Source organism: Nocardioides marinquilinus (assembly GCF_039543705.1).
In the GTDB taxonomy this organism is placed as follows: domain Bacteria; phylum Actinomycetota; class Actinomycetes; order Propionibacteriales; family Nocardioidaceae; genus Nocardioides; species Nocardioides marinquilinus.
In genome coordinates this window covers 280,811-288,108 of the sequence record NZ_BAABKG010000007.1, presented here as the reverse complement: position 1 = coordinate 288,108, position 7,298 = coordinate 280,811, and the positions used below count along the sequence as shown (strand labels likewise).

At 73.1% G+C, this 7,298-nt stretch carries 6 protein-coding genes and 1 pseudogene; all 7 read left to right on the top strand.

The features are described from left to right. Positions 1–986 (top strand): annotated as a pseudogene (locus ABEA04_RS22490) (hypothetical protein); the annotation flags it as partial. Further along, positions 986–1,645 (top strand): CIS tube protein, encoded by a 660-nt coding sequence (locus tag ABEA04_RS22485; protein ID WP_345464391.1) that lies wholly within the window; start codon positions 986–988, stop codon positions 1,643–1,645. The pseudogene ABEA04_RS22490 and the gene ABEA04_RS22485, both read left to right, overlap by 1 nt. Beyond that, on the top strand, positions 1,642–3,402 hold the full coding sequence (locus ABEA04_RS22480; protein WP_345464388.1) for a phage baseplate assembly protein V: 1,761 nt from the start codon (positions 1,642–1,644) through the stop codon (positions 3,400–3,402). Before ABEA04_RS22485 ends, ABEA04_RS22480 begins: the two co-directional genes overlap by 4 nt. Positions 3,403–3,424: 22 nt before the next feature. Next, positions 3,425–3,850, top strand: a complete 426-nt coding sequence (locus ABEA04_RS22475) for a GPW/gp25 family protein (protein ID WP_345464386.1) — start codon at positions 3,425–3,427, stop codon at positions 3,848–3,850. Between the two features lie 50 nt (positions 3,851–3,900). Further along, complete coding sequence (locus ABEA04_RS22470) at positions 3,901–5,859, top strand: putative baseplate assembly protein (RefSeq protein WP_345464383.1); 1,959 nt, start codon at positions 3,901–3,903, stop codon at positions 5,857–5,859. Continuing rightward, positions 5,856–6,443 (top strand): phage tail protein, encoded by a 588-nt coding sequence (locus tag ABEA04_RS22465; protein WP_345464380.1) that lies wholly within the window; start codon positions 5,856–5,858, stop codon positions 6,441–6,443. Before ABEA04_RS22470 ends, ABEA04_RS22465 begins: the two co-directional genes overlap by 4 nt. Next, positions 6,440–7,183, top strand: coding sequence for a hypothetical protein (locus ABEA04_RS22460; RefSeq protein WP_345464377.1), 744 nt, complete (start codon positions 6,440–6,442; stop codon positions 7,181–7,183). Before ABEA04_RS22465 ends, ABEA04_RS22460 begins: the two co-directional genes overlap by 4 nt. Positions 7,184–7,298 lie beyond the last annotated feature (115 nt).

Here is a 7,298-nt window from a genome sequence, read left to right as displayed (position 1 = left end):
CCACGGTCCGCCGCTCCGCGGCCGGCCCCGCAGCCGGCCCCAGCGGCCGGCCGAACGCGTCGAGCCCGCCGAGCCCGACGGCTGCACCCGGCCCGTTCGCGGGCACCGCCGTCGACGGTCCGTCGGCCGCCGCGCCGGGCGTCGCCGCGGCAGCCGGCCTGGTGTCGCCGGGCGGCCCGCCCGTCCCGGCCGTCGCGCGCCGGGTCGCCGACGACGTCGCCGCCGGTGCCGCCGGACCGGCCGGGGTCACCTCGACCCCGACGTCCGCCGGCCCCACCGTGCGCCGCTTCGCCGCGAGCGCCGCCGGTGTCGTCAGCCCCACCGGCCCGCTCACCCCGGTCCGCCCCGGCGCGGCCGTCGTGCCGGGCACCGTGGTCGCCTCGCGCACCGAGGGCCTCGCCGCCCCCGGCGCCATCCCCGACCTGCGCCGCATGGCCCCGGCGCCACCGCGCGTCAGCATCAACCCCACGGCGTCGGCGTCGGCGTCGTCCGCCGCCACCCCGCCGCCGGTGCCCGACGTCGTCCGTCGCCAGTCCTCCGGCGCCCCCGCGGCCGCGGCGTCCGGGTCGTCGGCCACGGGATCGACCGGGCAGCCCTCCACCACCGCGCCCGGGTTGTCGCAACTGCCCACGCAGACCGGGTCCGCCGTGGGAGGCTCCCTCCTGGCATCCACCGCGCACCTGTTCGACCAGGCGCGCACCCAGATCCGCCGCGCGCTCGCCCCGGAAGGAGCACCGATGGCAGGCCCCGCCCAGTCCAGCGGCAACCTCCCGGTCAGCGCGCCGCCGAGCGGGATGAGCCAGTGGTCCTCCGACGGTGACGGCCACGGCGGCGGCAGCGACGTCGCGCCGTCCGACCTGGGTGGCGGGGTGCTGCCGGGCGACGCGCTCGAGGCGCTGGTCGACGCCGTGGTCGAGCGCATCGAGGCGAGGGTCGTCGACGAGCTGGAGCGGCGCGGACGCCGCGAGGACTGGGGAGTGCTCTGATGGCCGAGCTGGAGAAGGCGTTCCTCGAGATCGAGGGCGGCGCGAAGGTGCCGTGCCTGTACAACCCCGAGACCCTCAGCGTCGGGCGACGCAACAACTGGGTCTCCAACCCGATGCCCGGCAAGGGCGTCTCGCAGCTGAAGTACGCCGGCGCGAGCTCGGGCTGGATGCGTCTCGACCTCGTCTTCGACACCACCGCCGACGGCACGGCCGTGACCGCGCACACCGGCAAGATCCTGGCGCTGATGGACGTCGACCCGAACCTGCCGGGCAGCGACGAGACCACCAACAACGCCCGGCCGCCCACGGTCACCTTCCACTGGGGCGACCTGCACTCCTTCACCGCCGTCGTGCAGGACCTGCGGCTGACCTTCACCTACTTCTCCTCCTCCGGCGTGCCGCTGCGGGCGCAGATGGGGCTCGAGCTGCGGCAGTACGAGGAGTCGCAGGCGTTCGGGCCGCAGAACCCCACCTCGGGCACGCCGAAGCCGCAGCGCACCCACCGGGTGCTGCCCGGCGAGACCCTCGACCGCATCAGCGCCCGCTACTACGGCGACGCCACCCGGTGGCGCCTCCTGGCCGACGCCAACGGACTCGAGGACCCGTTGTCGGTGCGACCGGGCGCCCTGCTCGACGTACCGCGGCTGGAGGGCGCGTGAGCCAGTCGTCGATCGAGATCATCTCGCCCGGCATCAAGGTCGACGGCGCCGACCTGGCGGCCAACCACCTCGACAACCTGATCTCGCTGCGCGTCGACCTCGGCATGGGCATCGCGGGCCGCACCGTGCTGCGCTTCCGCGACGTCGGCTACCCGATGTCCACCTCGGGTCCGTTCAAGATGGGCGCCGCCGTCGTCGTCAAGGCCGGTAGCGCCGAGCTGATCACCGCCGAGGTCACCGGCGTCGCGCTCGAGCACAGCCACGCCATGCAGCCCGAGCTCGTCGTCACCGCCGACGACAAGGCGTGCCGGCTCGACGGCGCCACCCAGAACCGCACCTTCCTGAACCAGTCCTACGGCGACATCGTCGGCACCATGGCGGGCGAGGCCACCCTCAGCGCCGCCTACACCGGCCCCACCACCGTGCACCCCTACCTGCTGCAGACCGGTTCCAACCTGGCCTACCTCAACGCGATCTGCGAGCGCGCCGGACTGGTCTGGTGGGTCGAGGACGGCACCAAGCTCAAGGTCGTCAAGGCGGGCACCGCGGGCGCCGAGGTGCCGCTCAAGCTCGACGGGATCGGGCTCGAGTCCTTCACGGTGCGGGCCACCAACACCGGTCCGAACAAGGTGACCGTGCGCGGCTGGGACGCCGCCAAGCAGGCGGCCCTGGTCGGCGTCCACAGCACGCTGAAGACCTCGGAGTCCGACTTCGTGGGCAGTGCCGCGGGTCGCAAGGCCTCGGCGCGCGGCAGCACGGCCCTCGCCCTGGCGGCGCCGGCCCCGTTCGACGCCGGCGAGGCCGAGGAGATGGCCGCCGCCAAGTTCGCCGTCGCCGCCGCCGGGGCCGTCGTGGCCCGGGGCAGCGGCGAGGTCAACCCGAGGCTCAAGATCGGCTGCGTCGCCAAGGTGGAGCAGGCGGGCCCGTCGTCCGGCTCCTACCTGGTCACCCGCGTCGAGCACCACCTCACCCGCGGCGGCTTCCGCACCACCTTCACCGCCGGACCGGTGCGCCCGCGCGGCATGGTCGACCTGCTCCGCGGTCCGGCACCCGACCCGGGCACGACGCTGTCCGGCGTCTTCCCGGCCGTGGTCACCAACAACGCCGACGCCGAGAACCCGGGCAAGATCAAGGTCAAGTACACCGCGGTCTCCGACCAGGTCGAGTCGGCCTGGGCCCGCCAGCTCACCCTCGGCGCCGGCAACCAGCGGGGCCTGCTGTTCGTGCCCGAGGTCAACGACGAGGTGCTGATCGCCTTCGAGCACGGCGACTCGCGGCGCCCGGTCATCCTGGGCAGCCTGTTCTCCGACAAGAACAAGACGCCCACCAGCGACGACGTGGCCAACGGCGCGGTCAAGTTCCGCCGCATCACCTCGCGCCTCGGTCACGTCATCGAGCTCGCCGACGGCGACTCCGACCCCGACAAGCACATCCTGCTCAAGCTCGCGGACGGCACGAAGATCAGCGTCGCGAGCGACAAGATCGACGTGGTGTCGAACAGCAAGCCGATCAAGCTGACCAACTCCCAGGCCACCATCACCATGACTGACAGCGGCGACATCAAGCTCGAGGGCAACAACATCGAGCTGAGCGCCAAGATGAACATCAAGCTCGACGCCAAGACCAAGGTCGACATCAAGGGTGCCGCGGGTGCCGACCTGGCCGGGGCCATGGTCAACGTCAAGTCCGACGGCGTCGGCAGTGTCGAGGCGGGCGGCCCGCTGACCATCAAGGGCGCCGTGGTGGCGATCAACTGAGCACGGGCGGACTGAGACGACGATGAGCGAGATCACCACCTTCGGCGAGGACGCGTCCTTCATCGGCCGGGGCATCGCCTGGCCGATGGGCGTCGACCAGACCGGCTCGATCGGGCTGTCCAACGGCGTCCCCGACCTCGACCGGTCGATCGAGCTCGTGCTGATGACCTCACCGGGCGAGCGACTGATGCGTCCCCAGTTCGGCTGCCGCATCTGGGAGCTGCTCTTCGAGCCGGTCACGCCGAACCTGCTCGGCCTGATCAACCAGGCCGTGCGTGACGCGCTCGCCCAGTGGGAGCCGCGCATCGTGGTCGACGAGGTGCACAGCGTCCCGGACGACGAGCAGCCGGCGCTGGTGCGCATCTACGTCGCCTACCGGGTCAAGGCCACCAACGACCGGCGCAACCTGGTCTATCCCTTCTACGTGATCCCGCACGACGCGGAGTGAGCGGCCCCTCCCGCCACGGACCCCCGGACTGACCAGGACTGCGAGCCACCATGCCTCTCCCGACCCCCGCCCTCGACGACCGCACCTTCCAGGACATCGTCGACGAGGCGAAGCGGATGATCCCCCGCTTCTGCCCGGAGTGGACCAACCACAACGTCTCCGACCCCGGCGTCGCGCTCATCGAGCTGTTCGCCTGGATGAGCGAGATGGTGCTCTACCGGGTCAACCAGGTGCCCGAGCGGCTCTACACGCACTTCCTCAACATGGTCGGCATCCAGCCGTTCCCGCCGGCCGTCGCGGCGACCGACCTCACCTTCTGGCTCACCGCCGTGCTCGACCAGCCGGTCGTCGTCCCGGCCGGCACCGAGGTCATGACGGTCGCCGGCGCCGGCGCGGCCGTGCGCACCGAGCCGGTCGTCTTCTCCACCGCCGACGACCTCGTCATCGCCACGCCGGTGCTCGAGACGGCCAAGGTCACCACCGCCACCACGGGCCAGGTCGAGGACGTGTGGGACGACCTGCGCTTCGGCACGCAGGGCGCGAAGGTCTTCGCCTCCGACCCGATGACGCCCGGCGACACCTTCTGCCTGGGCTTCGAGGAGTCCCTGGCGGGCATGGTGCTGCGGGTCTCGGTCAAGGCCGAGGCCGAGGGCATCGGCGTCGACCCGCGCAACCCCCCGATCGCCTGGGAGGTCTGGAACGGCGAGGGCTGGCTCGCCACCGAGGTCTACGACGACTCCACCGGCGGACTCAACCGCGCCGGCGAGATCGTGCTGATGGTCCCGGTGCAGCACCAGCCGATGAGCATCGGCAACCACACCGCCTACTGGCTGCGGGCGCGGCTGGTGCCCACCGCGGCCGGCCGGCCCACCTACCAGGCCTCGCCGCGGGTGCAGGGGCTCGAGGTCGCCGCCCTCGGCGGCACCGTGCGCGCCGAGCACGCCGAGATCGCCGGCCACGAGCAGATCGGCCGCAGCGACGCCTCGCCGGGCCAGAGCTTCCGCACCGGCCGCTCGCCGGTGCTGCCGCGCCGGGCGGGCGAGACGGTGCGCGTCGTCCAGGGCGACTCCTCCGAGGAGTGGACCGAGGTCGAGGACTTCTCCGCCTCCGGCCCGCGCGACAAGCACTTCGTGTGGGACGGCGGCAGCGGCGAGGTGCTCTTCGGCCCCCGGGTGCGCTACCCCGACGGCACGGTGCGCCAGCACGGCGAGATCCCCGGTGACGGCGCCTTCGTCGAGGTCACCGGCTACCGGCACGGCGGCGGCGCCCGCGGCAACGTCGGTGCCCGCACGCTGACGCTGCTGCGCACCACGCTGCCCTTCGTGAGCGGCGTGGTGAACCTGCAGGCGGCGGCCGGCGGCGTGGACGCCGAGAGCGTCGCCGAGGCCAAGGTGCGCGGCCCGCTCGCGCTGCGCACCGGCCAGCGCGCGGTCACCGCGGGCGACTACGAGCGCCTCACCCTGGAGTCGTCGCCGCAGGTGGCGCGGGCGCGGTGCCGCTCGGCCCGCCGCAGCAACGGCACCGCCCAGCTGCTCGTCGTCCCGCAGGTGCGCGGCGACGTCGGCCTGCACACGATCGACGACTACGCCATCTCCGAGACGCTGATGCGCACCATCTCCGACTACCTCGACGAGCACCGGGTGGTCGGCACCGCCGTCGAGGTCACCACGCCCTACTACCAGGGCGTCTCGGTGGTGGCGCTGCTGCACGGCTCGGCGGGCCGCCCGCCCGGCGTCGTCCGCCAGCGCGCCGTCGACGTGCTCAACCGCTACATCAACCCGCTCACCGGCGGCTCCGACGGCGCCGGCTGGCCCTTCGACGCCGACCTGAACGTCGCCACGATCACCCAGCTGCTCGAGGCCGTCGAGGGTGTCGACCGGGTCGAGGAGGCGCTGCTGTTCGAGTACGACCTGCGCAGCGGCGAGCGCCTCGGCGCCGCCAAGGACGTCGTGCGTCTCGACCGGCAGTCGCTGTTCCTCTCCGCCGCGCACCAGGTGGTGGTGCGATGACCAGCCTGGTGCGCGTCTCGTCGAGCCGGCCGGCGCGCCGTCCGCGCTCGCGTCGTCCCGACGACTGGATGGTGCGCCAGCTGCCGGTGCAGATGCTCGCGCACGACTTCTTCGTGCGGTTCGTCTCGATCTTCCAAGAGCTCGGCGACACGCTGCTCGACGACGTCGACAGCGTCGAGCACACCGTCGACCTGGCGGTCGCGCCCGAGTCGTCGATCGCGTGGCTCGGGTCGTGGATCGGCGTGGAGAAGCTCGACCCGTCGATGCCGGAGGACCTGCGCCGCCGGATCGTGGCCACCTCGGCCACCACGCTCGCGACCCGCGGCACCGTGCCCGGCCTGCGTGCCTACCTCGAGCTGCTGAGCGGGAGTACGGTCGACGTCGACGAGGGGGGCGGGGTCTGGCGCGCCGGCGAGGTGCCCGACGACACCGCCTGGGTCAGGATGCGCGTGGCGGGCACCGGTGCGCTCGACGTGGCCGCGTTCGTCGACATGGTCAGGGACGAGGTTCCCGCGCACGTGCGTGCGGAGCTGTGGGTCGGCACCGAGCTGGTGTGGGACTCCGAGGAGGACGAGGACTGGTGAGCAAGCACGCTGGCCCCTACGGGGCTCCCGACACCGCCGCACCCAGCGGCCTGAACGACAGTGCGGCCACCGCCTCGCTGCGCGCCGGCTTGGGCCCGCGACCGGCGGCGCCGCCGCCCGGCATCGCCACCCCGCTCGAGGACGACGCGCCGCAGCAGGGCTCGAACGGGCACCACGGCCCGAACGGGTCGAACGGCTCGAACGGCTCGAACGGCTCGAACGGGTCCAACGGCAGCCACGCCCACGACGTCTCGACCCGGCAGCTGAGCGCGACGCCGCAGCCCCTGACCGTCGCGGGCTCGGGTGCAGGCCGCGAGGTCACCTGTCCCGAGTGCGGCACCGTCGCGCGCGTGACGGTCAATCGCCGCGAGTCGCACGACTTCTGCGTCAGCTGCGACTTCCCGCTGTTCTGGACGCCGTCCCAGGTCGTGCGCGACGACTCCGACGCCGCCGCCCACGCCGCCCTGAAGCGGCTGCCCGGCACCGCGGGTCGTCAGACCATCGGCTCGATGGCCTGCCCGGTGTGCAACGAGGCCAACCCGATCAACGGCGTCACCTGCCTGCGCTGCCACAGCGACCTCCACCCCGCGGCCCCGCCGCCGGCCCCCGAGCCCATCGCCCCGCCCCCGCCCGTCGCCGCCCCGCCCGCCAAGCCCTCCATCTGGCCGTGGGTCGCCGTCGGCGTCCTCACCCTCGCCCTCGTCGTCGCCGTCGTCCTGGTGCTCATCTACGGCGAGTGAGCCGTAGCTCGACCCCACGGACCCTGAGCTCGTCGAAGGGACGTCGTCCGCGGACGTTCGCGTGCCCGGCCGGTGGTCTCGAGGCTCGTCGCCAGGGCTCCTCGCACCTCGACCA